This is a genomic window from Corallococcus interemptor (assembly GCF_003668875.1).
Taxonomy (GTDB): Bacteria; Myxococcota; Myxococcia; order Myxococcales; family Myxococcaceae; genus Corallococcus; species Corallococcus interemptor.
In genome coordinates this window covers 102,395-125,171 of the sequence record NZ_RAWM01000002.1, presented here as the reverse complement: position 1 = coordinate 125,171, position 22,777 = coordinate 102,395, and the positions used below count along the sequence as shown (strand labels likewise).

Genomic DNA, 22,777 nt, shown 5'->3' with positions numbered 1-22,777 from the left:
GAAGGCGCGGGTCACGGCGACGCACTGTAGCCAGAAACGCGGCGAGGGCCCTCCCCTCACGCACCATGGCGTGAAGCGAGGACCCTCCTGCCCGCATGCTGTGGTGGCTACAGGCTTACGCCTTGACGATCTTCTCGCGGCCCTGGGTGACGTTCTTGGTCGCGTTGCGCGTGTCGACGACGATGTTCGAGCGCTGGACCAGCTCGTTGTAGTCGATGTGCGAGTGGTCCGTGAGGATCATCACCGCGTCGTACTGGTTGAGCGTCTCCGGGTCGAGCGGGACGGACTTCATCTCCATGTTGAAGCCGTGGCCCTTGTGCAGCTCCTTCACGAACGGGTCGTGGTAGGCGATCTCCGCGCCCTTCTCCTTGAGGAGCGTCATCACGCGCAGCGACGGGGATTCGCGGTGGTCGTCGATGTCCTTCTTGTACGCCGCGCCGATGCAGAGGACCTTCGCGCCGTTGAGCACCTTCTTGTTCTGGTTGAGCGCCTCCATCGTGCGCTGCACCACGTAGTAGGGCATCTGCCAGTTCACCTCACCGGCCAGCTCGATGAACTTGGTGTGGAACTCGAACTCGCGCGCCTTCCACGTCAGGTAGAACGGGTCGATGGGGATGCAGTGCCCGCCCAGGCCGGGGCCCGGGTAGAACGGCTGGAAGCCGAAGGGCTTGGTGCTGGCGGCCTGGATGACCTCCCACACGTCCACGTTCATGCGGTCGCAGAGCATCTTCATCTCGTTGACCATGGCGATGTTCACGCAGCGGTAGATGTTCTCCAGCAGCTTGGCCAGCTCCGCCACGCGCGTGGAGGACACCGGGACGACTTCCTTCAGCGCGCTGCCGTAGAGGGCGACCGCCACCTCGAGGCACGCGGGCGAGTAGCCGCCGACGACCTTCGGAATCGTCTTCGTGTTGAAGCCCTTGTTGCCCGGGTCCTCGCGCTCGGGGCTGAAGGCCAGGAAGAAGTCCACGCCCGCCTTGAGGCCGTTCTTCTCCAGCAGCGGCTTGAGCACTTCCTCCGTGGTGCCCGGGTAGGTGGTGGACTCCAGGATGAAGAGCTGGCCGGGGCGCACGTACGGCGCCAGGGCCTCGCCCGTCTGGATGATGAAGGTCATGTCCGGCTCACGCGACGCGGTGAGCGGCGTGGGCACGCAGATGACCACGCAGTCCAGCTCGCGGGACTTCGCGAAGTCGTTGGTCGCCTTGAGCTTGCCGGCGTTGGTGAGCTCCGCCAGCGGCGCGCTGGGGATGTGCTTGATGTAGCTCTCACCCTTGGCGATCTTGTCGATCTTGCGCTGGTCGACGTCCAGCCCCGTGACAGGGAACCCGGCTTCCGCGAACGCCATGCCCAGCGGAAGACCGACGTACCCCAGACCCACCACGCCCACCTTCGCTTCCCGATTCTGAATCCGACCCAGCAACGGGTTGCCAACCATCACGCGCATTGTCGTTACTCCCAGCAGTTGACGTGCGGCCTCGCCGGCTCACACGTCCCGACCCACACCAATCACCTGAAGACGAACACCCACCCCAACCATGCCGGAGGCGTCAGCTGCCTCCGGAACTCCACCGACACCGCCGGCACCACGCGCCCATATCCAGGCGAGTAGTGGGACGGCACGAGCAGGGTCTCCAACCCCTGCCCGAAGAGCACCCAACCCGCGGGGGCATCCGCCGGACCAATCTCCAGGGCGCGTGCATCGAAGGCCTCCGGGCCCTCCTTCACGCGCCCCGCCCGCGCCAACACTTCCGCCGCGGGCTGGCACCACCGCGCCTGCGCATCCGGCAGGTGCAAACGTCCGACCACCTCATGACGGCCCGTTCCGACGAGCCGGTCCCCCACGGCCAGCGCGCGCACGTGCCGGTCGAGGAAGAAAGTCCTCTCAATCCCTACCGGGGCCGGCAGGTGGCGGTAGCCGTCGTGGCGCACCACCAACCGGTCATGCTTCGAGCCGGGCTGGAAGGCCACGACGCGAGCCCGGGCATCCTCCGGCAGCGCGAACAGCCGCGCCGGATCCAACGGGGCCTGCTCCGCCCCATCCACCTGAAGCGTGTTGTGCGCCGCGGTGCTCCGCATCGCGTTGCGCAGGGCCGGATCCCGCGTGTACGAACCCGTGCCTGAATCGACGATGACGGGGCGGCCGGCGAGGTGAAGCTCGAAGGAAAGCTTGTCGTTGTGGCTGTGTCCTCCGACGCCCCGCTGCCCCTGTTTTCCGGCCGAGACGGTGAGCACGACCCCTTCGCCGCGCAAGATGTGAAATCCACCTTCCGCGAAGCTGACCGACGTGGGCGCGGAAGCCGCGGGCAGCGCGTGGAAGCGCACGAAGCCCGCGTCGCCCAGGAGCCACGCCGCCTCGTCCGGGAACACGCCGCCGCCCAGGCCCGCGTCGCTGAAGAGCGCCGCGCCCAGCCCGGCCAGGTAGCTGTGATCGCCATCCTCGCGGTCCTGGAACGGGAACACGCGGCCGCTGTCGTTGTCGCCAATCTGCGGCGCCAGGCCGGACTCGGAGGACCACGCGCGGGCCGCGACGAACATCAATCGCAGACGCGCTTCATACGCGGGCCCCAGCGACACGCCCGCGCCGCGAGCGACGAGGAAGGCCAGCGTGAACAGCTCCACCGACAGACGGTGGTAGGGAATGGAGCCCTCGAAGGACGTGCCCTCGGGGTGGACCTGCGCGTCCATCTGCGTGCGCAGGCCGTTGGCCGCGAGCGCCACCTGACGGGGCGCGCCGGGCAGCTCCGGGAAGAGCAGCCCCACCACCGCCAGCCCCACGTAGTTGGAGACCAGGTGGTTGTTGGGCACCGCGCTGGTGTCCTCCAGGTGGGCCTCCACCCACGCGCAGTGCTCCGCGAGCGCGCCCAGCACGGGCACCAGGAACTCCGGACGGCGCACCTCCGGCGCGTCCGCGAACATCGCCAGCGCCTGCGCGAGGTTCGCCGCGCGCAAGGAAATCTCCATGGGGCACGTCCAGTGGACGCCCATGCCCACGGGGTTGGCCTGCAGGAAGTCCAGCGTCTGGTGGACGAACGCGGTGGCGAAGCGCGAGCGCTCGGCCTTCCTGTCCGCCACCCACGCGCCCTGGGCCAGGGCCACCACGCTGTCCAGGCGGCCCATCACCCACGGGTACTTCGGATCCATGCCCGTCACGTGCAGCGGCATGCGCTCCACGGGATCCATGGGAAAGCGCCGGCCGCTCACCGGATCCAGGGACCAGTCCACCGGCTTGCCTTCACCGAAGGAGACCGGCGTGCCGAAGACGTCCCACTCCTGACGCAGCGCTCGTTCGGCGCGAAGGACAGTACGTGCCTTCGCGCCCGGAACACTCTGGATGGCGGCGCGAGCGGACTTGCGCTGCGACACCTCACACCAGGCCCTCGAGGTGCGCTGATCCAGCGCGAGCGTCACCAGGTCCTCGGCTCGGGTGGCGCCGAAGGACTCCAGCAGCTGCGCCTCGTCCACCTGCTCGCGGCGGCGGTACAGCGCCTGCCGCGCGACCTTCTGGACCCGGCGGACCGCGCTCTTCGCGAGCGCCCCAGGCGCCATCCGAGCCATCGTCGCGTAGTAATCGAGAGTACCCATCCGCCCCTTCCCGCCCAGCCTGACGTGGGCAGGTGATAGCAAGCGGCTGGCCAAAACCTTTTCCCAGCAAGAGCAAGGGTTTGGCGTGAGCCCCCTGCCCGGACTTCGGTAAAAATGTCCGCCCGGCCTGATCCACGTGGGTAAAGGATTGCTGCCGGGTGCGGAACGGAAGTGCTCCCTGGTGGAGCCGTTGCGCCTCTTGACGGGCATGGCCATTCCTTGGCGCGTGCGGGCTGGGGCTTGGATGGGGCGGCGCATCGAGGACGACCTCGATGCCAGGATGGAAACGACGCTGACGGCGGTGGCCGAGCAGGCGCTGCGCGGAGGAACGCGCGCGGGCCTGGAGGCTCTCCTGAAGGCGTCCTTGCGGCTGACCGGAGCGACCGGCGCGGCCCTCTATGAAGGACGCGTGTGCGTGATGAAGGTGGGGAACGTCCCCGCCCGTCGCGCGGAAGGCACGAAGCGGCCCTCTATCTTGGAGGTATGGCCCGCGCCGCTGACGACGTCGCAGCGCAGCGTGGTGGCGCGCTTCAGCGCGTTCGCTCCGGCGCTGCTCGCCGCGCATGCGCGCGAGGTGGCCCAGGGCGCCCGGCAGGCCCGGCTGCTGGAAGAAAAGCTGCGCCTGGAGCGCACCGTCGCCATGCAGGACAAGCGGCGCTCCCGCGCGGCGCACGACCTGCGCACGCCCCTGATGGTCATCAAGGGCTACGTGGACATGATGATCAAGGGCACCGGGGGACCGCTGGGCGCGCAGGCGCAGCGCTACCTGGAGCGGATCGCCAAGGTCGCCGCGGATCAGAAGGAGCTCATCGACCGGCGCCTGTCGCCGCCCGCGCCGGGCCTGGACGACCTGCGCCCGGTGCTGACGCACGCCTTCGCGCCCAGGCAGGGCCGCGCCGCCCCCACCCTGTCACTGCCCGCCGAGCGGACCGTGCCGGTGCGCGGCGCCCGGGCGGACTGGGAGCTTTTGGCGCGCACCCTGGCGAAGGGCACCGTGGGCGCCGTGGCCGTGGACGTCCACCTGGGGCCGGCCCCGGAGGCCTCCCACTGGCTGCTGCGCGTCCGGGCGTGCCCTGGCGCGGCCCTGACGGCGCGCACGGAGGCCGTGCTCCGGCAGCTCGCGAGGCGCCTGGGAGGCACGCTGGCCGTGGCCGTGGAGCCCCGGCTGGAGGTCACCCTGGTGGTGCCAGGGGATGACGCCTTCCCCGTCCCTGCCCACCGGTAGGGACGGGCATCTCCAGCCGGCGCTGCTTCTTCAGCCCGGCAGCAGCTGACGCACGAGCTCCAGGAGCTTGCCGCGCTCCACCTCGCGCTTGACGAGGTAGCCGTCCGCGCCCGCCTCCAGGCCGGCCGCGCGGTCCTCGTTGCTGTCCAGCGACGTGACCAGGATGATGGGCGTGCGCCGGAACATGGGGTGGCCCTTGATGCGCCGGGCCAGGCCCACGCCGTCCAGCCGGGGCATCTGCCAGTCGCTGACCACCAGGTGGCAGTGCACGCGCTCCAGCACCTGCCACGCCTCCTCGCCGTCGGACGCCGTCACCACCGGGTAGCCGGCGATCTCCAGCAGGGACTTCATCGCGAAGCGCGTGGTGAGCGAGTCGTCGCAGACCAGGATGCGCGGCAGCTTGGATTCACCCGAGGCCGCGCGCGTGTCCGGCTTGGCCGCGCGCAACAGCTCCGGCGCGTTGAGCACCGGCACCACGCGGCCGTCGTCCAGCACCGCCGCGCCCGCCAGGTGCGTGACGTCCCGCAGGTGCTTGCCCAGCGAGCGCACCACCAGCTCCTGCTGCCCCACCACCTCGTCGATGGCGTACAGCACGCGCTCCTCACCCAGGGACAGCAGCACCGCCGTCTGCCGCCGGCCCGACTCCAGCGCCAGCGGCATGCGCGGCAGCCCGATGGCCTCCGACAGCGACAGGAACGTCAGCTGCTCGCCGTCCAGCCGCGCCACCACGCGCCCGGCCACCGTGCCCACGTCGTCCGCGTCCAGCCGCAGCACGCGCTTCACGGTGTCGGAGGGGATGGCGGTGATGGTGGTGCCGGTGCGCACCAGCAGGCCCAGCGCCGCGGCCAGCGTCAGCGGCAGGTCCACGATGAAGCGCGTGCCCCTGCCCGGGGTGTACTCCACGTCCACGCTGCCCTGCAGCCGCTGCGCGGTGGCCAGCACCACGTCCAGGCCCACGCCACGGCCTGACGTGGACGTCACCTCGTCGCGCGTGGAGAAGCCCGGCTGGAAGATGAGCCGCGCGGCCTGCGCGTCCGACAGCTTGTCCGCCGCCTCCTGGTTCATCAGGCCCCGGCGCACCGCCGTCGCGCGCACGCGCACCGGGTCCAGGCCCGCGCCGTCATCCTCCACGATGACGCCAATGCGCGTGCCCCGCGCCTCCACCCGAACCACCAGCCGGCCCGTCTCCTGCTTGCCCGCCGCCCTGCGCACCGCGGGCATCTCCAGCCCGTGGTCGATGGCGTTGCGCACCAGGTGCACCAGCGGATCCTTCAGCGCGTCCACGATGCGCCGGTCGAGCCGCACGTCGGTGCCGCCCAGCTCCAGCGCCACCTCCTTGCCCAGCCGGGACGCCGTCTCGCGCACCGTGCGCCGCAGCGGCTCCAGCACCTGCGAGGCCGGCACCATGCGCAGGTCGCGCAGGTCGTCGCGGATGACCTGCGCCACCAGCGCCTGCTGCTCGCCGTCGCGGTGCGACTCCTTGGCCTGCTCCAGGAGGCGCTTCTGCATCATGCGCATCAGGCCCACGCCCGTGCGCAGCGGCTCCAGCGCGGAGCCTCCGCCGGACATGGCCAGCTGGGACGCGGCGCGCTCCAGGTGCAGCAGCACCTCGTGCGCCTGATCCGTCAGCGAGCGGAAGCCCTCCGTCCGCCGCCCCTGCTGCGCCCGCCCCGACACCAGGTGCTCCACCTGGAGCGCCAGCGAATCCAGCGTCTTCACCGACACGCGCACCGCGCGGTCCACCGAGCCGGCGCGGCCCTCCGGAGCCGCCACCGCGCGGGCCGCGGGCTTCGCGGTGGGAGCGGCCGGCACGGGCTTCACGGGCGCGGGCTCATGGGCCGCTCCCGCGTCCTCCGCCACGCTCAGCGCCGAGCGCAGGTCCACCAGCGCGCCCGCCACCTCCGACGCCGCCTGCCCCGCCGCGTCGCCGCCCTCCTCCATGCGCGTGAAGCCCAGCGCCGCGGCCTCCGCCAGCGCGGCCACCGCCTCCGCGTTGACGGCCTCCGCGGCCTGGCGCAGGGCGTGCGCCTGGTCCACCGCCGCGCGCACCGCGCCCGCCCGGTCCTCCACCTTGGGGGACACCAGCGTGCTCAGCGCCTCCTCCAGCGCCGTCAGCGCCTTGAGCCCGTCCTCGCCCAGCGGGCCGGAGCCCGCGGCGTCGTCGGCCCCGGAGGCGGCCGGCTCCTCGTGGCCCAGGGCCTTGAGCAGCGAGGCCACGCCGTCCACCACGGGCTGTTCGCCCGCGTCACCCCGGTTGATGGCGTTCTCGATGGCGGACAGGCCCCGGAGCATCGCCTCCACGGCGCCGCGGGAGATGGGCTGGTCCACGTCGACGTGGGACAGCCCGTCCTCGATGGCGTGGACGATGCGTTCGATGTCGTCCAGCCCCAGGCTCGCCGCGGAGCCCTTGAGGCTGTGCACCACGCGCTTGAGCGACGGCAGCAGGTCCGCGTCGCGGGCGCTGGCGGGCTGCTCCAGCCCCAGCACCTTCGACCCGATGGCCTGAATCTGCTCGCGCGTCTCCGCGGCGAACACCGGCCAGATGCTGCGCAGCAACTGCGGATCCATGAAACCCAGTCCCCTCTAGCCGCGCCGTGCGGCCGCCGGGTTGCCCAGCTGTGTGAGGTCCAGCACCGTGAGCCGGTCCGGTGTCAGGTGCAGGAACGGGCCCGGCGGCGGCTGGGACAGCTCCGCGCGCGGCAACTCCAGCCGTCCGTCCACGACCTCCGCCGCCAGCCCGAACGCCTCGTCCTCCACTTCCACCACCACGACCTTGCTCAGGTCGGACATGCCCCCGCCCTCCAGCCCCAACAGCTGCCGCAGGTCCAGCACCGGCACGATGCGCGAGCGCGACAGCAGCGCCCCCAGCACGTGGCGCGGCGCCCCCGGCAGCGAGCACATCCCGCGCGACTCCAGCACGTGGTCCACCGCGTCGATCTTCACCGCGTAGCGCTCGCCGCCCACGTGGAAGGCGAGCACCGTGACGACCTCCTGGCGCGTCTCATGGCGCGAGTTCGCCAGCGCCACCGCGCGCTGGTGCAGCACCTCGCGCCGCTTGTGGGCGCTCACCACGGTGGCGCCTTCAAGCAGCATCTGGGCCGCGTCGAGCGAGGCCTTCAGCTCGTCGAAGTCGATGGGTTGGAACTTGCGTTCTTCGTTGGCCATGGACGGACGGAGCTCAGTACTTCGTGGCCGGCAGCTTGAGGATGTCCCGCACCTTGGAGCGCAGGTCGTCCACGGACACCGGCTTGTTGAGGAACGCGCTCGCGCCCACGAGCTTGCCCTTCTGCCGGCTCGCGTCGTCCTTCAGCGACGTGAGCAGCATGAAGGGCGTGTCGTGCAGCTTCGGGTCGCCCCGGATGGCCGCGCACAGCGCGAAGCCGTCCATCTCCGGCATCTGCACGTCGGAGATGATGAGGTCCGGCTTCTGCTCACGCGCCCGCTTCAGTCCCACCGCGCCGTTGGGCGCGTCCATGAAGTCCAGCCCCCACCCCATCAGGTAGACCTGCAGGAGGTTGGTGATGGTCTTCGTGTCCTCCACGATGAGCACCTTCGCCGCCTTGCGTGCCCCACCCGTCACGTTGCTGTTCATAGCTGGTACCTGCCTACAAGTTCAGAGAAGCGCTTCGACAAGATGGAGAGGTTGCCGGCCACCTGCTCGATGCGCCGCGTGCCCTCCACTGAATCACTCATGGCGGACGTCAGCTCGCCCATCGCCGTGGCGATCTGCTCCACGCCAATGGTCTGCTGCCGCGTGTTGCCGGCAATCTGCCGCGCCGCCCCCGAAGACTCGCGGATGACCTCCGAAAGTCCCAGGATGGTGGAGCCCGCGGCGCGCGCCATCTCCATGGCCGCCTGCGCCCGCCGGCTGCCCTCGTCCGTCGTCGTCACGGCCACGCGGGTGCCCTTCTGCACCTCACCCAGGAGCACGCGCACCTGGTCCGCCGCCATGCGGGACTGCTCCGCCAGCGTGCGCATCTCCGTGGCCACCACGGCGAAGCCGCGTCCGTGCTCGCCCGCCTTCGCCGCCTCGATGGAGGCGTTGAGGGCCAGCAGGTTGGACTGCTCCGCCACGTCCTTCACCTGACCGATGATGTCGCTGATCTGCAGCGTGCGCTCGTTCAGGTCGGTGATGGCCAGGGCAATGGCCTTCACCTGCTCGCCCAGCTTCTCCATGCCCTCCACGCTCTCGGTGACGACCTTCTGTCCCTGCGTGCTGAGCGACTCCGACTTCTGCGTCTGCGCGATGACCGCGTCCGCGTAGGACGTGGCCTGCTTGGAGGTCTGGGCGATCTCCGCCACCGTGGTGCTCGTCTCGTTGATGGCGGACGCCTGCTGGTGCGCCATCGCGGACTGCTGGGTGGACGTGGCCAGCACACCCGCGGCCTCGTGCTCCAGGTCCGTGGCCGCGCCGCGCAGGTCGTGCAGCAGGTGCACCAGCGCGTCCGCCATGGTGGCGAAGCTGCTCGCCAGTTCGCCAATCTCGTCCGTGCCGGTGGTGTCGATCTGCTGGCGCAGGTCCCCCGCCGCGATGCCCACCGCCGCGCGGGCCAGCCGCTCCAGCGGCACGATGAAGAGGCTGGCCATGCCGGCCGCCGCCAAGAGGCCCAGCACCAGCACCAGGATGCCCAGGCCCGCCGTGCGCCAGGTGCTGGAGGACAGCGAGTCCGCCAGCGCCTCGCGGTCCAGCGCCAGCTGCACGGTGCCCACGCGCTTGAGCGTTCCACCCGGCGTGCCGAAGACGATGGGCGCCGTCGTCTCCACCACGGGCAGCGTGCCCACCGTCAACAGGCGGTCCACCACCCCATCGCCGTCCGCGGGCTCCACGGCGGCGGCGGTGGTGAAGTGCTCACTCGCGGAGCGCGCCAGCACCTTGCCGCTGGCGTCGCGGATCACGATGTACGCGAGGTCCGCCACGCTCTTGAGGGCGGCGTCGGTGCCCGCCTGGAGCATGGCCGCGTCGCTCGACGCCGCGGACGGGGCCACGGCGAACGCCATGCCAATGCTCACCGCGCGCGCGCGCTTGGTGAGCTCATCCAGCAGGCTGTCGCTCATCTGCATCCAGAACGCGACGGTCAGGATGCCGACCAGCACGATGCCGAAGATGCCCGTGCCCCCGAGGATCTTCGTCCGCAGGCTGAGCCTGGTCGAAGCCGACCCTTCAGGCGACGCCACCTTCAAACCTTTCGCTTCCACGTTGTCCCCACCTCACGTGTACCGGCGCGCTCCAGCATTTCAGCGCGCGCCCTGCCAGCCCATCTGCGAAGAGCGGGGGGCCAGCGCCTGCCGCAAGCCTCCCGCAGTCATCATCTCCACGCCTCGCAGCGGGTGCTCGTCATCCAATCCATCCAACGCACGGAGCGCGTTCTGCCGCGCGCGCTCCGCGTCCTCGCGCCGGTCCAGGCGGCTGTAGAGCGCCACCAGCGTCGCATGTCCCAGCGCCAGCTGCGGCTCCAGGTACAACGCCTTGCGCACCGCCTCCACCGCCGCGTCCAGATCGTTCCGCGATTCGGCCACCATCGCCAGGAGCAGGTAGGCCTCCGGGGACAGCGCCCGCGCCGCCTCGCGCGCCAGCGCCTCCGCCTCCTCGAAGTGGCCCGCGTGCGCCGCCTCCAGCGCCCGCGTCAACAGGCCCGCGTCCTGGGCCGCGCGCGCGGCGGGCGTGGGAGCCGGGGCTCGAGGGGCCTCCGGGGCCGGAGCCGGCCGGGACATCCGGGGCGTGAAGGCCGGCATGGAGCCGGACGGCGGACGGCGGGGCTCCACGCGCAGGCTGCCCGGCACCGGCGTCACGGCGCGAGGCTCCAGCCGCAGGCTGCCCGGCACCGGCGTCTCCCGGCGGAGCGCGGCGGCGGACGCGCTCTCCACCAGGGCCCACGACGGCTCCAGGGGCAGGCGCAGGACGGGGGTGCCCTCCACGTCCAGCGTCTCCAGGCCCATGCCGTTGGTGAGCGGCACCTCCGCGGGCGACACGAAGAGCAGCCCGCCCGGCGCGAGCGCGCTCACCAGCCGGCTCAGCACCGCGCGCACCAGCTCCGGCGTGAAGTAGATGAGGACGTTGCGGCAGAAGATGGCGTGGAAGCCCATGGACGGCACCGCGTCCGTGGCCAGGTTGTGGCGGCGGAAGTCCACCGTGCGCACGACCTCCGGGGCCACCGCGTGCTGCCCGTCCTGTCCCGGCGCACCTGGCTGCGGCACGAGGAAGCGCTTCTCCAGGTCCGGCTCGATGCGCCGCAGCGACCAGGGGCTGTACACCGCCGCCTTCGCGCGCAGCAGCGCCCGGCCGGACACGTCCGTGGCCAGCACGCGGAAGCGCCCGCCGTTGCCCAGCCCCGCGGCCATCAGCGCCATGGCGATGCTGTAGGGCTCCTCGCCGCTCGCGCAGCCCGCGCTCCAGACCTGGAAGGGGCCGCCCTGGTGCTGCCGGGCCCGCGACGCCAGCGAGCGCAGGTGCTCCGGGTGGCGGAAGAAGTAGGTCTCGCCGATGACGGCGTGCTCGATGAACGCCTCCACGGCCGTCGGCTCGCGGATGAGCAGCTGGCGCAGGAAGGCGGCCTCGGACATGTGGCGCGCGAGCGCCGCGCGGGACAGCGCGGGCTCCAGCGAGCGACGCAGGCTGCTCGCGAGCGTCAGGCCGCAGGCGCTCTGGAGCACCTCCTCGACCTTCGCCAGCGTTGCGTCGTCGAGAAGCCCGTCGCTCACAGGCCCTCCGTGCCGTTCAAGAGCGCGCTGGTGCGCAGGAGCGGGCGCAGCCCTTCCGGCGTGCGGCACAGCCCGGCCATCAGCCCGGTGCCGTCCCAGGGCAGCTTCTCCTCGCCGCCCTGCGTGCCGTCCACCAGCACCGGCGCCTCCACCAGGTCCTTCACCCGGTCCACCAGCAGCGCCACCAGGCGGCCCGCGTCCACCACCACCAGCAGCGAGTCCAGATCCGGCGTGCGCTTGACGCCCATCATCCGCGCCACGTCCACCACCACCGCCGGGCTGCCGCGGTACACGAAGGATCCGGGCACATGCGCGGGCGCGCCGGGCAGCGGCTCCAGCGCCACCAGCCGCACCACCTCCTGCACCTGCTTCGCGGGCACGAGCGCGGTCGTGTTGCCTGCCTCCACGGTCAGGTAGAGGCCCGGCAGGCGGACCTCTCCCTGCAAGGTGACGAGCTCCTGGCGCAGCTGGTTCTGCTCCGCCTCCAGCGCGCTCAGGCGCTGTTGCACGGAGATCCGGCGCACCTGCGGAGGAACGGGGACTTTGGGGGTTTCGGCCATCGGATGACTCGGCCCGCCAAATGGCGGGCAGGAAGAAAAACCGTAAACCGGGAGCCCTGCCTAAAGCAATGCGGGCTTGCCCGAAGGTCGCGACTCACATCCCCCCCTGCGACCGGGGTCGCTCTTGCCCCGACGTGGTGGATTCCGGACCCCCTTGGCGTGCGCCACACCGGCGAGTTGTGCTTGGATACGGATCCGCTGCTTTTGCCGGAGAAACCATGTTGCACGCAGCTTCTAGGGGACACGAATGATCAAGAGCGATTCCCCGAGCCCTGAGGCCCCGGGAACGGATCCGCTCATCGGCCGGACGTTGAACGGCCGCTTCAGCATTCTGGAACCCCTGGGCGTGGGTGGAATGGGCAAGGTGTACCGCGCCCTCCAAGCACCGCTGGAGCGGGTGGTCGCACTCAAAGTGCTCAACCCCAACTTCCCGAGCAGCCGCGACCCCGGCTTCCAGAAGCGCTTCCTGCGCGAGGCGTCGCTGACGTCGAAGCTGCGGCACCCGAATACCGTCACCGTCATCGACTACGGGCAGACGGACGACGGCATCTTCTACATCGCGATGGAGTACCTGGAGGGTCGCACGCTCCAGCAGGTGCTCGGCCAGGCAGGGCCGCTGCCCTGGGCGCGCGCGGTGTCGGTGGCGCAGCAGGTGTGCCGCTCGCTGCGCGAGGCGCACGCGCTGGGCGTCGTCCACCGCGACCTGAAGCCCGCGAACATCATGATCCTCAACGAGGCGGATCAGGACCTGGTGAAGGTCCTGGACTTCGGCCTCGTGAAGTCCGTGGCGCCGCAGCAGGAGGGGCCGGTCAGCCCCGAAATCACCCAGAACGGCACGTTCCTGGGCTCGCCGCAGTACATGGCGCCGGAGCAGGCGCGCAACGTGGCGGACGCTCGCAGCGACGTGTACTCGCTGGGCATCATGCTGTTCCAGATGCTGATGGGCCGGCCGCCCTTCATCGCGCGCGACCACATCGAGCTCATCTTCGCCCACTACAAGGAACCGCCTCCCACGTTCCAGTCCGTGCGTCCGGACCTGGCGGTGCCCCCGGAAATCGAGATGGTGGTCCGCCGCTGTCTGGAGAAGGACCCCGCGCGGCGCTTCCAGACGATGGACGAACTGCTCGAGGGCCTGCGCGAGGCGCACATGGCCGCGGGCGGCAACAGCGGAGTGTTCCGCCGGCTGGGGGGCGCGTCCACGACGGGCCCCTACCCCTCTCCGCCGACGACGGGCCCCTACGCGTCCGCGCTGTTCGCCAACGTGGGCAACGCGGAGCCCGCGGACGGCGGGCTCGCGGTGGACATCAGCGTGGAGGTGCCCGCGGACGTGCAGCGCGCCCGCCAGCGCACGCTCATGATGGGCGCGCTGGGTGGCGTGATGGTCGCGGGCCTGGTGGGCATCACGGCGTTCTTCCTGCGCGGCGGCAGCTCCGAGGAGAAGCCGGCGCAGCCGGCGGCCCAGGCGCAGGCCCCCACGGCGCAGGCCCCGGCGGCGGAGGCCCCCACGGCGGCGCCCGCGCCCGGCAAGGTGCGCTTCCGGCTGATGAGCCAGCCGTCCGGCGCGCGCGTCTACTACAAGGGCAAGGAGAAGGGCGTCACGCCCTTCGTGATGGAGCTGCCCCTGGGCAGCGAGGGCAGCATCACCGCGGAGCTGACCTTCGCGCTGGAGGGCTACCAGACGGAGACCATCATCACCGGCGGCTCCGGTGAGGTGGTGCTGTCCCAGAAGCTGACCAAGCGCCGGGGCGGCGGTGAGCGCCCGAGCCGCGTGGACCTGGCCACCGCCTCCACCCCCGAGGACTTCGAGAACGTGGCCCCCGTGACGCCGGGCGGGCTGGCGGCGCCGGTGATGATGCAGGCCACTCCGGCCGCCACCGCCGCGGTCGTCCCCGCCACGACGACGGACAAGGCGCCCGGCGCGCTGGGTGCGTCCGTCGCGGCGCCCGTCAGCGCGGCGGGCAGCCTCGCGGTGCCGTCGCTGACGACCGGCGCGCTCGCGCCCGTCAACCCGAACGCCGTCATCCCCTTCAACGACGCCATGGAGCGCCCGATGCTGGTGGAGGAGGGCCGCGACATCGCCTACACGCGCGAGGCGCTCGCCACCAAGGCGGAGGGGCTCGTGGCGGTGCGCTGCACCATCACCACCAAGGGCCGCGTGGAGAACTGCCGCGTCCTGAAGATGGTGCAGCACATGGACAAGGCGGTGCTCGACTCGCTCATGTCCCGCGTCTACAAGCCCATCCAGTACCAGGGCCGTCCGGTGAACGTGGACTACACGTTCACCATGCGGCTCGTGTCGCCGCGCCGCTGAACCGCCGGGCCCCGGCTCAGGGGCCGGTGGAGGGCACGAGCGGCGGCGACGGTGGGACGGACGGGGTGGCGCCTCCGGAAGGCACGCCCCAGTCCACCACCGGCCAGCCCCGCCGCCGGGCCTCGCGGCGCAGCCGGTGGTCCGGGTTCACCACCACCGGGCGCCCCACCACCTCCAGCACCGGCAGGTCCGAGTACGAGTCCGTGTAGAAGGCGCATGCGGACAGCGGCACTCCCGCCTCCTTCGCGGTGGCCTCCGCGTAGAGCCGCTTGCCCTCGCCGAAGCACACGGCGCCCAGGGGACGTCCGGTGTGCAGCCCCGCCGCGTCCACCTCGAAGCGGTTGCACAGCACGCCGTCCAGGCGCAGCTCGCGCGCCACCAGGTCGGACAGGTAGCCCGAGGACGACGTCAGCAGCACCAGGCGGTCTCCGGCCGCGCGGTGGGCCTCCAGCGCCAGAAGGGCCCCGGGCCGGTACTGCCCGCGCACGGCCTCCGCGTAGAAGTCCGCGGAGCGCGCCTCCAGGGCCTTCGCGTCGGAGCCGTGGAGCAGCGCCGTGGCGCGCAGGAGCACGTCCTGCATGGCCACGAAGCCCAGGTGGTACCGGGCGAGCAGGAGGCTCGCGCGCAATGCCTCCCAGCGGGAGATGTGCCCCAGCGCCAGTTCGCGGCGCACCCAGAGCGACGCGGAGTTGGCGGCGAGCAGCGTCCTGTCCAGGTCGAAGAAGGCGACGGCCACGGTGGGAATCTAACCGCGGGCCCCGCGCCGGGCAGCGCCAGGGAGGCGGGCCAGCAGGGCCGCTGACCGCCTGCTCCCGCGCAAGAGCGCCGCGCCCCAGAGCAGCACGGCGGCCAGGGCGGGCCCTCCCGGGGACGCGCCGCAGCCGGTGCCCTTCCCGTCCGCCACCAGCTTGAGGCCCGGGTCCTCCGGGATGCGGCACTGCGTGGGCGGCAGGCCGCGCGGATAGGCCGAGCAGAAGCCGGCCGCGGAGCCCGCGTCGATGACGCGCTTGGAGGTCTCTCCCTGCGCGGCGGTGTTCTCCATGGTGGAGCCCGCGGAGAAGACATGGTCCAACCCGACGACGTGGCCAATCTCATGCGTCATCGTGTTCTGCACGTCCGTGGCGACGCAGCTGGTGGACGGAGCGTCCACGCACGGCGGGCCGTTCACGGTGGTGAAGAGGAAGCTGGGGCCGTACTCCGTCTCCGCGGCGTTGAGCTCGATGTCCGAGTCCACCACCGTCCCGTCCTTGAAGCTGAACGAGGACGTGGTCAGCCCGATGGTGGCGCCCCCGTGCGCCCAGCACTGGTAGACGTTGCCGCACGTCGCCTTCTCCCAGCACTCGTCGTCCGGCGGGGCGACGTCCTGGCAGTTGCGCTCGCGGAAGGTGACGGCGTTGTAGTTGTCGAAGGGGTGCTCCCGGTCGTAGCCAACCACCACGGGGCGCGTCCAATCCTCGCCCCGGATGAAGCGGAAGTCGCTGCACGACGCGGACAGCGCCCGCCACGAGTCGAAGGCCGCCTCGATGGCGGCGAACTCCGTGTCCCCGGGCGTGCGCGTGCTGCCGGCCGCGTGCAGGTGGTAGACGTAGTCACGCCCCGGCCACACCAGACACAGCGGCCGGCCCGCCACGAGCGTGCGCTTGTAGTCCTGCTGCGCGCCCGCCGCTCCCGCGCACAGCAGCACTCCCAGGAGTAGCAGGCGGCGGCTCACTTCACACCCCGGCGGCGGCGCGCCAGCAGCGACGCGGCGGCCAGCAGCGGCAGCACCGCCAGGCCCCCCGCGGCCGCGGTGCAGCCGTCGCCGTCGCTCCCCTCTTCACCGTCCCCGTTCCCATTGCCGTTTCCACCGGGCACCGGGAAGCAGGGCTGGCTGGCGCTGCCCTTGGGGTACGCGACGCACACGAAGCTGCGCGAGCCGGAGTCGATGTTGCGCTTGGACGTCTCCCCCGGAGGCGCGCTGGGGTTCATCGTGGAGTTCGTCGCCAGCGTGTGGTCCAGGCCGACGAAGTGGCCCACCTCGTGGGTGGCCGTGTTCTGCACGTCCGTGTCCACGCAGTCCGGCGTCGCCACGATGCCGCACGGTCCGCCGCTGCCGGTGGTGAAGTTGAAGCGCGCGGCGTTGAAGGAGATGTCCGAGTCGTAGACGACGCCCGTGCGCTCGTCGTACGTGGTGAGCGTGATGGCGATGGTGCCGTCGCTGTCATCCCAGCAGTCGTAGGTGTTCGCGCACGTGTCCTGGGCGAAGCAGGCGTCGCTGGGGTCCACGGCCTCGCGGCAGGCGCGGCCCCGGAAGAGGATGAGGTTGATGTTGCCGCCCTCGCGGCTGTAGCCCACCGTCCGGTTGTTCACCCGCGCGCCCTCCACCAGCGACAGGTTGCCGCAGGAGGCGAAGATGTCCTGCCAGCTCTTGAACGAGCGGGTGATGGCGTCGAACTCCGTGTGGTTCGTCGCCTTCGGGTTGCCCACGGTGCTCTGCTGCCAGTTGACCTTGGACTGGGTCCAGTACAGGCACTGCGTGGACTCGTCCCCGGGGGACACGCGGCTGCGCACGTAGGGCGCGGAGCTCTGTCCCATCACCGCCGCCAGCACCACCCACGACGCGAGCGCGCCCATCACTTCGCCCCCTTCTTCGCGGGCGCCGCCTGCTGCGCCTGGACCGCGGCGCGCACGGCGGCCTTCAGCTGCTCCAGCGTCACCGGCTTCGCGTTGGAGACCGTCTCCTGGCGCGTCTTCGGATCAATCAGCACCGCGTCCCCGGTGGACGCCGGCACCGCCATGGCGCCCGGCCCCGTGCGCTGCACCTGGTACTTGCCCTGCGCCATGCCGGACAGCTGGAACGCGGCCGCGCCGCGCTTCTCCAGGAAGACGACGACCTCCTCACCCTCGGAGAAGGACGCCAGCCCGCTCACCACCTGGCCAATGTCCCCCACCCGGCCTCCCGGCTGGGTGACGACCACCGTGCCGCCGGGCTGCCCCTTGAGGGCCTCCGTCACCTGGATCTCCACGTCGGTCACGATGCGGCGGTTGTCCCCGCTCCAGCGGCTCTGGACGCGCCGGACGACGCCCTGCACCACCGTGTCGGACGTCTGCGCCATCCGCGGCAGGTCCGCCCTCAACATCGTGGTGGCCCCCACCGGCAGCCCTCCGAGCAGGGTGGCCAGCACCACCATGCGAACCGCGTGTCGAATCGACATGGAAAGTCTCCTTGGCCGCGCAGCCTAACCCCAAGCGGGCGGCTTGCGTTGACCCTCGTGCATCCGTCCTGCTATCGCGCGCCTGCTCATGGCTCCGTCAAAACCCCGCGTCCGTTTCGCTCCGTCACCTACTGGATACCTCCACATCGGAGGCGCCCGGACGGCGCTCTTCAACTACCTCTACGCGAAGCGCTACGGCGGCACCTTCGTCCTGCGCATGGAAGATACGGACCAGGAGCGCTCCACGCCGGAGTCCGTCCAGGCCATCACGGATGGTTTGAACTGGCTGGGACTGGAGTGGGACGAGGGCCCCGGCAAGGAGGACCCGAAGTACGGTCCCTATTTCCAGACCCAGCGCCTGGACACGTACCGCGCGCACGCGGACCAGCTCATCGCGCAGGGCAAGGCCTTCCGGTGCTACTGCACCCGCGAGGAGATCGCCCAGCGCCGCGAGGCCGTGGAGAAGGTGAAGGGCCAGGGCTCCTACAAGTACGAGGGCACCTGCCACGACCTGAAGGCGCCGCCCGCGGGCAAGACGTTGCAGGACGCCGTCATCCGCTTCCGCATGCCCTCCGGTGAGGGCACCGTGTCGTTCGACGACAAGGTGCTGGGCACCATCACCAAGGCGTACTCGGACCTGGATGACTGGGTGATGATGCGCGCGGACGGCATCCCCCTCTACAACTACGGCTGCGTCATCGACGACCACCTGATGGAGATCGACCTGGTGGCGCGCGGCCAGGAGCACGTCAACTCCACCTTCCCGCAGCTGATGCTCTACCAGGCGCTGGGGTGGACGCCGCCGGCCTTCGCGCACCTGCCGCTCATCCTGGGGCCGGACCGCGAGAAGCTCTCCAAGCGCAAGCATCCGGAAGCGGACGTGATGCTGCACAAGCGCACGGGCATCATGCCGGAGGCCCTGCTCAACTTCGTCATCCGTCTGGGCTGGAGCCACGGCAACGACGAGGTCATCTCCCGCGAGCAGATGGTGGAGTGGTTCGACTTCGACGGCGTGGGCAGCACCTCCGGCGTGTGGAACCCGGAGAAGCTCCAGTGGCTCAACCAGCAGTGGTTCAAGCTGCTGCCCCCGGCCGTGGTCGCGGAGCGCCTGGTCCCCTTCCTGGAGGCCCGCGGCTTCCAGGCGAAGGGCGATTCCCGCCTGGAGCCGCTGGTGATGGCCCTGCGCGAGCGATCGCGCACCCTGGACGAGATGGCGAACACCGCGTCCATCTACTTCAAGAGCGGCGTCACCCTGGATGAGAAGGCCGCCGCCAAGCACCTGGGCGGGGACTCGCTGAACCTCCTGCGCCAGGCGCGTGAGCAGCTGGCCGCCCTGCCCTCGTGGACGGTGGAACCGTTGGATGGCGTGGTGAAGACGGTGAGCGAGGCCGCCCAGGTGGGCATGGGCAAGGTGGCCCAGCCCATCCGCGTGGCCATCACCGGCAACACCACCAGCCCCGGCATCGGGGAGACGCTGCTGCTCGTGGGCCGCGAGGAGGCCCTCAAGCGCATCGACGCGGCGCTCGCTCGCGGGACGTGAGATTGGCGGTGGACGCGGACATCGCCGGGCCCTATCTTGGCCGGCGATGACGCGACCGCTTGACAGCCTGAGACCGCATTTCTATAAGGCGCGCCCGCTCGGGGCGGTGCTGCTGGCCCTCTGGGCAACGGCCTCTGGCGCCGAGCTGGTGAACGGCGCCCAGATTCCGGATGGTGCCCAGAAGGTGGGCGAGAACAGGTACCGGGCTTCGCGAGACTTCGAAGCGACGCTCGACTACTACAAGAACGTCTACCCGACCTCGAGCTACCCGAGGCGGTCGATCGTCAACCAGCCGGGCGTCAAGGCCGTGCACATCTCCAACCCCTCCGGGAAGAACTTCGAGGGGCTGAATATTTACGAAGCGAACGAAGAGGTTCGCATCTATGTCGTCCCGCTGCAGGGGGCGGCGAAGCCGGCGAAGAAGAACGAAGGCAAGCCGGTCAGGAAAACGAAGTAGTTGAAGTCAGCAGCAGAAGCCGGTAGTAGAAGCGCCCGCAACACCGCAGCGAGCAGCACGCAGCGCCTTGGGGAATCGTCTAACGGCAGGACAGCAGACTCTGACTCTGCTTATCTAGGTTCGAATCCTAGTTCCCCAGCTGAAAATCTCCGGTTGACGAAGCAAAACGGAGAATGTAGGAAGCAGCAGCAGAAACGAAGTGGTTGTAGGGAAGCAAGCCGGCCCTGTCGTCTAGTGGTTAGGACGGAGCCCTCTCACGGCTCAAACTCGGGTTCGAATCCCGGCAGGGTCACTCAGAGACGCCCACCTTCGGAAACGAAGGTGGGCGTTTCGCTTTGCGGGCTACGACGCTCTGGCTCCCGTGCGCCGCGGGCCGGTGGCTTCCCGGCCCGGGCGTTTCTCTTTCAGTTCGTGGCGGCGATGCTCTGGCGGAAGGCGTCCAGGGCGGAGGTGAGCCGCTGCTGGGCGCGCTGGATGCCCCGGCGCATCAGCAGCATGCGCACCTTCTCCGGCAGGATGCGGGCGGCGTTGGACTGGCCGTAGCCCACCAGGTCCATGCGCAGGGTGATGGCCTCCAGCAGGTCGCTCAGGTCGGCGTCCGCGCCGGCCAGGAGCACCACGTCCGGAGAGCGGCCCTGAAGCCGCTCCGCCAGCGTGTGCCACTGCGGGTCCCCGGTCTCCACCACCACCACGTCCACGGTCTCCAGCTGGGGCGAGTACGGCGGCAGCTCCACCACCTCGAAGGCCGCGTCGCGCAGCACCTTCACGGCCTCGGCGCTGCCCACCACCGCGACGCTGCCGCCGGGGCCCATGCGCACCGCCTGCTCGTAGTTGCGCAGCTCCGTCTCCAGCGCCTCATGCGCGGGCTCCGGGGCGTCCCGGCCAGCGTCCAGCAGCGCCGCGGCCTGCCGGGCCATCTCCCGGGCGCCGTCCCGCGTGCGCACCCGCTCCGAGCGGCGCTCCAGCGCGGCGCGCACCTTCGCGCGCAGCACCCGCAGGTCGTCAAAGGGCTTCACGATGTAGTCGCTGGCGCCGGCGGCGAAAGCGGCGATGACGGACTCGGAGCTGGCGTAGGCGGTAATCATCACCGCCTCCAGCGCGGGCTGCATCCGCCGCGCTTCGGCGATCAGCTCCACCCCGCCCATGCCGGGCAGGTTCTTGTCCGTCACCAGCACGTCGAAGCGCTGGTCCTTCAAGAGGACGAGCGCCTCCTCCGCGCTGCCCACGGGAGAGACGATGAGGTCCGCCTCCCGCCCCAGAAGGCGCACGCAGATGTCGAGCACCACCGGCTCGTCATCCACCAGCAGCACCTTCGAGGCGAGCGTCCCCCGCCCTTCCCCTTCACCTTCACCGGTCTCGAACGGGAGATCCATGAATTGGGAGGATCGCACAGCTCACGTTCAACTTCGAGGGTGGGAATCAGGCGCGCCCACTATGCTCGCCGGGTGAGCTTCGAAGACGCGCTCCGGGAGAACCGGGTGCCGCCGCGGCTGGGCGACGTGCGGCTTTTCTACGACGGGGGCCGGCTGGTGGGGGAATCCCTGCCGCCGGCCTGGACGCTGCGGCTGTTGCCCACGCTCTTCGTGGCCCTGGCCGCCGGGTGCACCGGGGCAGGACTGCTGCTGCTCGTCCTGGACAAGGGCCGGACGCCGGGCGGCGCTGGCCTGCTGCTCCTCTTGGCGGGGGCCCTGGTGGGGGCCGCGCTGGTGACGGAGGCGCGGCTGCGGCGGCGCAGGTTCGTGCTGCACTTCAAGACGGAGTCGCTGCGCCTGGAGACGCTCGCGTGGGCCCCGGGCGCGGCGCGCACGGAGACCTTCCCCTTCGACGACGTGCGCGCGGTGCACATCATCCAGCCGCCGAAGGGCGGATACGCACTTGTAGTGGAATACGGCCCGGAGGCGGCGCCCCGGCGCGCACTGCTGGTGCGGAACGTGCGGCCGCAGGAGAGCGACACCCTCTACCGGGTGTGGCGGCTCCTGCACAACGCCTTCGGGCTCAAGGGAGCGGGGCTCGCTTGAAGGTGAGCTCGATTTCGGTGCCCTCGCCCGGCGTGGACGACAGGCGCAGCTGACCGCCGAACTGCATCACCAGCTCGCGGCAGATGGACAGGCCCAGCCCCGTGCCGATGCCCACGGGCTTCGTGGTGAACAGCGGCTGGAACACCTTCTCCTGGAGCGCCAGGGGGATGCCGCAGCCGTTGTCGGACACGGTCAGCACCACGTCTTCGTCACGCGCGGCCCACCGCACGTCGATGCGGCCCGGCCGGCCCGTGCCCTCCATGGCCTGCGCCGCGTTGACGATGAGGTTGAGCAGCACCTGGCACAGCTTCACCGGCCCGAAGACGATGCGGATGGGCTCGCCGCTGCTGGTCAGCCGCGCCCTGTCCCGCACCTCCGCGCGCGCCAGCTTCACCGCGAAGGAGACGACCTCCGCCACCTCCGCCGTCGCCTCCATGTCCTCGCCGCGCGCCTGCGCGCGCAGGCCCAGGGCCACGCCGCGCAGGTGGGTGGCGCCCTCGGACAAATCCTTGATGAGCGACGGCAGGTCCTCGATGGTGGAGGACACCTCCGCGTCCGGATCCGTCAGCAGGTGCCGCGACACGTACTGCACCACCCGCTCCATGTCGCGCTGGAGCGACGACACGTTCTGCGTGAGGTAGCCCACCGGGCCCATCAACTCGTGCGCGATGCCCGCCGTCACCTGTCCCAGCGTGGCCAGACGCTCGGACTTCATCATCCGGCCTTCCACTTCGCGGATGCGCAGCTCCAGCCGGGCAATCTTGAGCGCGTCCTCCAGCGCCGCCAGCAGCTCCGCGCGGTCCCACGGCTTGACGAAGTAGCGCGTCACCTGGCCGCGGTTCACCGCGTCGATGACGGCCTGCATGTCCGCGTACGCCGTCACCAGCATGCGCCGCGCGTCCGGCGCGATGCTGCGGGCGCGCTCCAGCAGCTCCACGCCCGTCATGCCCGGCATGCGCTGGTCGGACAGCACCACGCCAATCTCGGCGCGCCGCTGCTCCAGGAGCGCCAGGGCCTCGTTGGGGGACGAGCACCGGAAGATGCGAAACCGCTGCCCGAAGTTGGCGTCGAACACCCTCAGGTTGAGGGCATCGTCGTCCACGTACAGCACGGCGGGCAGGTCCGAGGCGTTCATGGAGCTCCTCCAGACCATGGCTTCCTCATCCGGAAGACAGGCTGGTCCCGCCGAAG

The 22,777-nt window shown here is 70.8% G+C and carries 19 protein-coding genes and 2 tRNA genes; 7 read left to right on the top strand and 14 right to left on the bottom strand.

Translation table 11 applies throughout. From position 1 onward, the window contains the following. Positions 1 to 115: 115 nt before the first annotated feature. Together D7X96_RS01310 and D7X96_RS01305 are read right to left on the bottom strand one after the other, a co-directional pair. Positions 116 to 1,435, bottom strand: a complete 1,320-nt coding sequence (locus D7X96_RS01310; RefSeq protein WP_120546809.1) for a nucleotide sugar dehydrogenase — start codon at positions 1,433 to 1,435, stop codon at positions 116 to 118. A gap of 71 nt (positions 1,436 to 1,506) precedes the next feature. Then, the gene (locus D7X96_RS01305; RefSeq protein WP_208647251.1) at positions 1,507 to 3,582 is read right to left on the bottom strand and encodes a heparinase II/III family protein; all 2,076 of its coding nucleotides are present in this window, start codon (positions 3,580 to 3,582) and stop codon (positions 1,507 to 1,509) included. A 280-nt stretch (positions 3,583 to 3,862) separates the two neighbouring features. Between D7X96_RS01305 and D7X96_RS01300 the strand changes: the two genes are divergently transcribed. After that, the gene (locus D7X96_RS01300) at positions 3,863 to 4,807 is read left to right on the top strand and encodes a histidine kinase dimerization/phospho-acceptor domain-containing protein (RefSeq protein WP_244219408.1); all 945 of its coding nucleotides are present in this window, start codon (positions 3,863 to 3,865) and stop codon (positions 4,805 to 4,807) included. Between the two features lie 30 nt (positions 4,808 to 4,837). Here D7X96_RS01300 and D7X96_RS01295 read toward each other — a convergent pair whose 3' ends face one another. Genes D7X96_RS01295 through D7X96_RS01270 form a run of 6 tightly spaced genes read right to left on the bottom strand, consistent with a single transcriptional unit; the run spans position 4,838 to position 12,066 of the window. Beyond that, positions 4,838 to 7,375 (bottom strand): hybrid sensor histidine kinase/response regulator, encoded by a 2,538-nt coding sequence (locus D7X96_RS01295; RefSeq protein WP_121768771.1) that lies wholly within the window; start codon positions 7,373 to 7,375, stop codon positions 4,838 to 4,840. Between the two features lie 15 nt (positions 7,376 to 7,390). Continuing rightward, on the bottom strand, positions 7,391 to 7,972 hold the full coding sequence (locus D7X96_RS01290) for a chemotaxis protein CheW (RefSeq protein WP_120546746.1): 582 nt from the start codon (positions 7,970 to 7,972) through the stop codon (positions 7,391 to 7,393). Positions 7,973 to 7,985: 13 nt separating this feature from the next. Continuing rightward, the gene (locus tag D7X96_RS01285) at positions 7,986 to 8,399 is read right to left on the bottom strand and encodes a response regulator (protein ID WP_120546747.1); all 414 of its coding nucleotides are present in this window, start codon (positions 8,397 to 8,399) and stop codon (positions 7,986 to 7,988) included. Beyond that, positions 8,396 to 10,003 carry a methyl-accepting chemotaxis protein gene (locus D7X96_RS01280; RefSeq protein ID WP_120546748.1) on the bottom strand — a complete coding sequence of 536 codons (1,608 nt, stop codon included), beginning with the start codon at positions 10,001 to 10,003 and terminating at the stop codon, positions 8,396 to 8,398. Before D7X96_RS01280 ends, D7X96_RS01285 begins: the two co-directional genes overlap by 4 nt. Before the next feature lie 39 nt (positions 10,004 to 10,042). Beyond that, positions 10,043 to 11,506, bottom strand: a complete 1,464-nt coding sequence (locus D7X96_RS01275) for a CheR family methyltransferase (protein ID WP_121768770.1) — start codon at positions 11,504 to 11,506, stop codon at positions 10,043 to 10,045. After that, positions 11,503 to 12,066: a chemotaxis protein CheW gene (locus D7X96_RS01270; RefSeq protein ID WP_120546750.1), complete on the bottom strand. Its 564-nt coding sequence runs from the start codon at positions 12,064 to 12,066 to the stop codon at positions 11,503 to 11,505. Before D7X96_RS01270 ends, D7X96_RS01275 begins: the two co-directional genes overlap by 4 nt. Before the next feature lie 247 nt (positions 12,067 to 12,313). Here D7X96_RS01270 and D7X96_RS01265 point away from each other — a divergent pair, with 247 nt between their 5' ends. Continuing rightward, complete coding sequence (locus D7X96_RS01265) at positions 12,314 to 14,377, top strand: TonB family protein (protein WP_120546751.1); 2,064 nt, start codon at positions 12,314 to 12,316, stop codon at positions 14,375 to 14,377. Between the two features lie 16 nt (positions 14,378 to 14,393). Here the strand turns inward: D7X96_RS01265 and D7X96_RS01260 are convergent, their stop codons facing one another. The 4 genes from D7X96_RS01260 to D7X96_RS01245 are packed head-to-tail and all read right to left on the bottom strand — an operon-like array spanning position 14,394 to position 17,571. Continuing rightward, positions 14,394 to 15,113, bottom strand: a complete 720-nt coding sequence (locus D7X96_RS01260) for an HAD family hydrolase (protein WP_120546752.1) — start codon at positions 15,111 to 15,113, stop codon at positions 14,394 to 14,396. 9 nt (positions 15,114 to 15,122) lie between these two features. Continuing rightward, the gene (locus D7X96_RS01255) at positions 15,123 to 16,088 is read right to left on the bottom strand and encodes a myxosortase-dependent metalloprotease, MXAN_2677/MXAN_2678 family (protein WP_120546753.1); all 966 of its coding nucleotides are present in this window, start codon (positions 16,086 to 16,088) and stop codon (positions 15,123 to 15,125) included. Further along, a complete protein-coding gene (locus D7X96_RS01250; protein ID WP_121768769.1) occupies positions 16,085 to 16,990 on the bottom strand; it encodes a myxosortase-dependent metalloprotease, MXAN_2677/MXAN_2678 family in 906 nt (301 codons plus the stop codon). Before D7X96_RS01250 ends, D7X96_RS01255 begins: the two co-directional genes overlap by 4 nt. Further along, positions 16,990 to 17,571: a hypothetical protein gene (locus D7X96_RS01245; RefSeq protein ID WP_120546755.1), complete on the bottom strand. Its 582-nt coding sequence runs from the start codon at positions 17,569 to 17,571 to the stop codon at positions 16,990 to 16,992. Before D7X96_RS01245 ends, D7X96_RS01250 begins: the two co-directional genes overlap by 1 nt. Before the next feature lie 88 nt (positions 17,572 to 17,659). Here D7X96_RS01245 and gltX point away from each other — a divergent pair, with 88 nt between their 5' ends. From gltX to D7X96_RS01225, 4 genes are all read left to right on the top strand, one after another. After that, positions 17,660 to 19,111 (top strand): glutamate--tRNA ligase, encoded by a 1,452-nt coding sequence (gene gltX, locus D7X96_RS01240; RefSeq protein ID WP_121722646.1) that lies wholly within the window; start codon positions 17,660 to 17,662, stop codon positions 19,109 to 19,111. Between the two features lie 46 nt (positions 19,112 to 19,157). Continuing rightward, positions 19,158 to 19,568, top strand: a complete 411-nt coding sequence (locus tag D7X96_RS01235; protein ID WP_014398160.1) for a hypothetical protein — start codon at positions 19,158 to 19,160, stop codon at positions 19,566 to 19,568. Between the two features lie 68 nt (positions 19,569 to 19,636). Then, positions 19,637 to 19,707 (top strand) — tRNA-Gln (locus tag D7X96_RS01230). Positions 19,708 to 19,788: 81 nt separating this feature from the next. Continuing rightward, positions 19,789 to 19,860: transfer RNA gene (locus D7X96_RS01225), tRNA-Glu, on the top strand. A gap of 112 nt (positions 19,861 to 19,972) precedes the next feature. Here D7X96_RS01225 and D7X96_RS01220 read toward each other — a convergent pair. Further along, positions 19,973 to 20,941: a response regulator gene (locus D7X96_RS01220; RefSeq protein WP_199746891.1), complete on the bottom strand. Its 969-nt coding sequence runs from the start codon at positions 20,939 to 20,941 to the stop codon at positions 19,973 to 19,975. A gap of 72 nt (positions 20,942 to 21,013) precedes the next feature. Between D7X96_RS01220 and D7X96_RS01215 the strand changes: the two genes are divergently transcribed. After that, complete coding sequence (locus D7X96_RS01215; protein ID WP_244219407.1) at positions 21,014 to 21,586, top strand: hypothetical protein; 573 nt, start codon at positions 21,014 to 21,016, stop codon at positions 21,584 to 21,586. On the opposite strand, the gene D7X96_RS01210 is transcribed toward D7X96_RS01215, so the two are convergent. Further along, complete coding sequence (locus D7X96_RS01210) at positions 21,564 to 22,721, bottom strand: sensor histidine kinase (RefSeq protein ID WP_120546759.1); 1,158 nt, start codon at positions 22,719 to 22,721, stop codon at positions 21,564 to 21,566. The genes D7X96_RS01215 and D7X96_RS01210 overlap by 23 nt on opposite strands. Between the last annotated feature and the right edge of the window lie 56 nt (positions 22,722 to 22,777).

Excerpts from the sequence above, each read along its gene's own strand:
- D7X96_RS01210 (WP_120546759.1), bottom strand. The coding sequence starts at position 22,721 with ATGAACGCCTCGGACCTGCCCGCCGTGCTGTACGTGGACGACGATGCC.
- D7X96_RS01285 (WP_120546747.1), bottom strand. The coding sequence starts at position 8,399 with ATGAACAGCAACGTGACGGGTGGGGCACGCAAGGCGGCGAAGGTGCTC.
- D7X96_RS01305 (WP_208647251.1), bottom strand. The coding sequence starts at position 3,582 with ATGGGTACTCTCGATTACTACGCGACGATGGCTCGGATGGCGCCTGGG.
- D7X96_RS01295 (WP_121768771.1), bottom strand. The coding sequence starts at position 7,375 with ATGGATCCGCAGTTGCTGCGCAGCATCTGGCCGGTGTTCGCCGCGGAG.
- D7X96_RS01310 (WP_120546809.1), bottom strand. The coding sequence starts at position 1,435 with ATGGTTGGCAACCCGTTGCTGGGTCGGATTCAGAATCGGGAAGCGAAG.
- D7X96_RS01250 (WP_121768769.1), bottom strand. The coding sequence starts at position 16,990 with ATGGGCGCGCTCGCGTCGTGGGTGGTGCTGGCGGCGGTGATGGGACAG.
- D7X96_RS01265 (WP_120546751.1), top strand. The coding sequence starts at position 12,314 with ATGATCAAGAGCGATTCCCCGAGCCCTGAGGCCCCGGGAACGGATCCG.
- gltX (WP_121722646.1), top strand. The coding sequence starts at position 17,660 with ATGGCTCCGTCAAAACCCCGCGTCCGTTTCGCTCCGTCACCTACTGGA.
- D7X96_RS01290 (WP_120546746.1), bottom strand. The coding sequence starts at position 7,972 with ATGGCCAACGAAGAACGCAAGTTCCAACCCATCGACTTCGACGAGCTG.
- D7X96_RS01300 (WP_244219408.1), top strand. The coding sequence starts at position 3,863 with ATGGAAACGACGCTGACGGCGGTGGCCGAGCAGGCGCTGCGCGGAGGA.
- D7X96_RS01245 (WP_120546755.1), bottom strand. The coding sequence starts at position 17,571 with ATGTCGATTCGACACGCGGTTCGCATGGTGGTGCTGGCCACCCTGCTC.
- D7X96_RS01220 (WP_199746891.1), bottom strand. The coding sequence starts at position 20,941 with ATGGATCTCCCGTTCGAGACCGGTGAAGGTGAAGGGGAAGGGCGGGGG.
- D7X96_RS01235 (WP_014398160.1), top strand. The coding sequence starts at position 19,158 with ATGACGCGACCGCTTGACAGCCTGAGACCGCATTTCTATAAGGCGCGC.
- D7X96_RS01270 (WP_120546750.1), bottom strand. The coding sequence starts at position 12,066 with ATGGCCGAAACCCCCAAAGTCCCCGTTCCTCCGCAGGTGCGCCGGATC.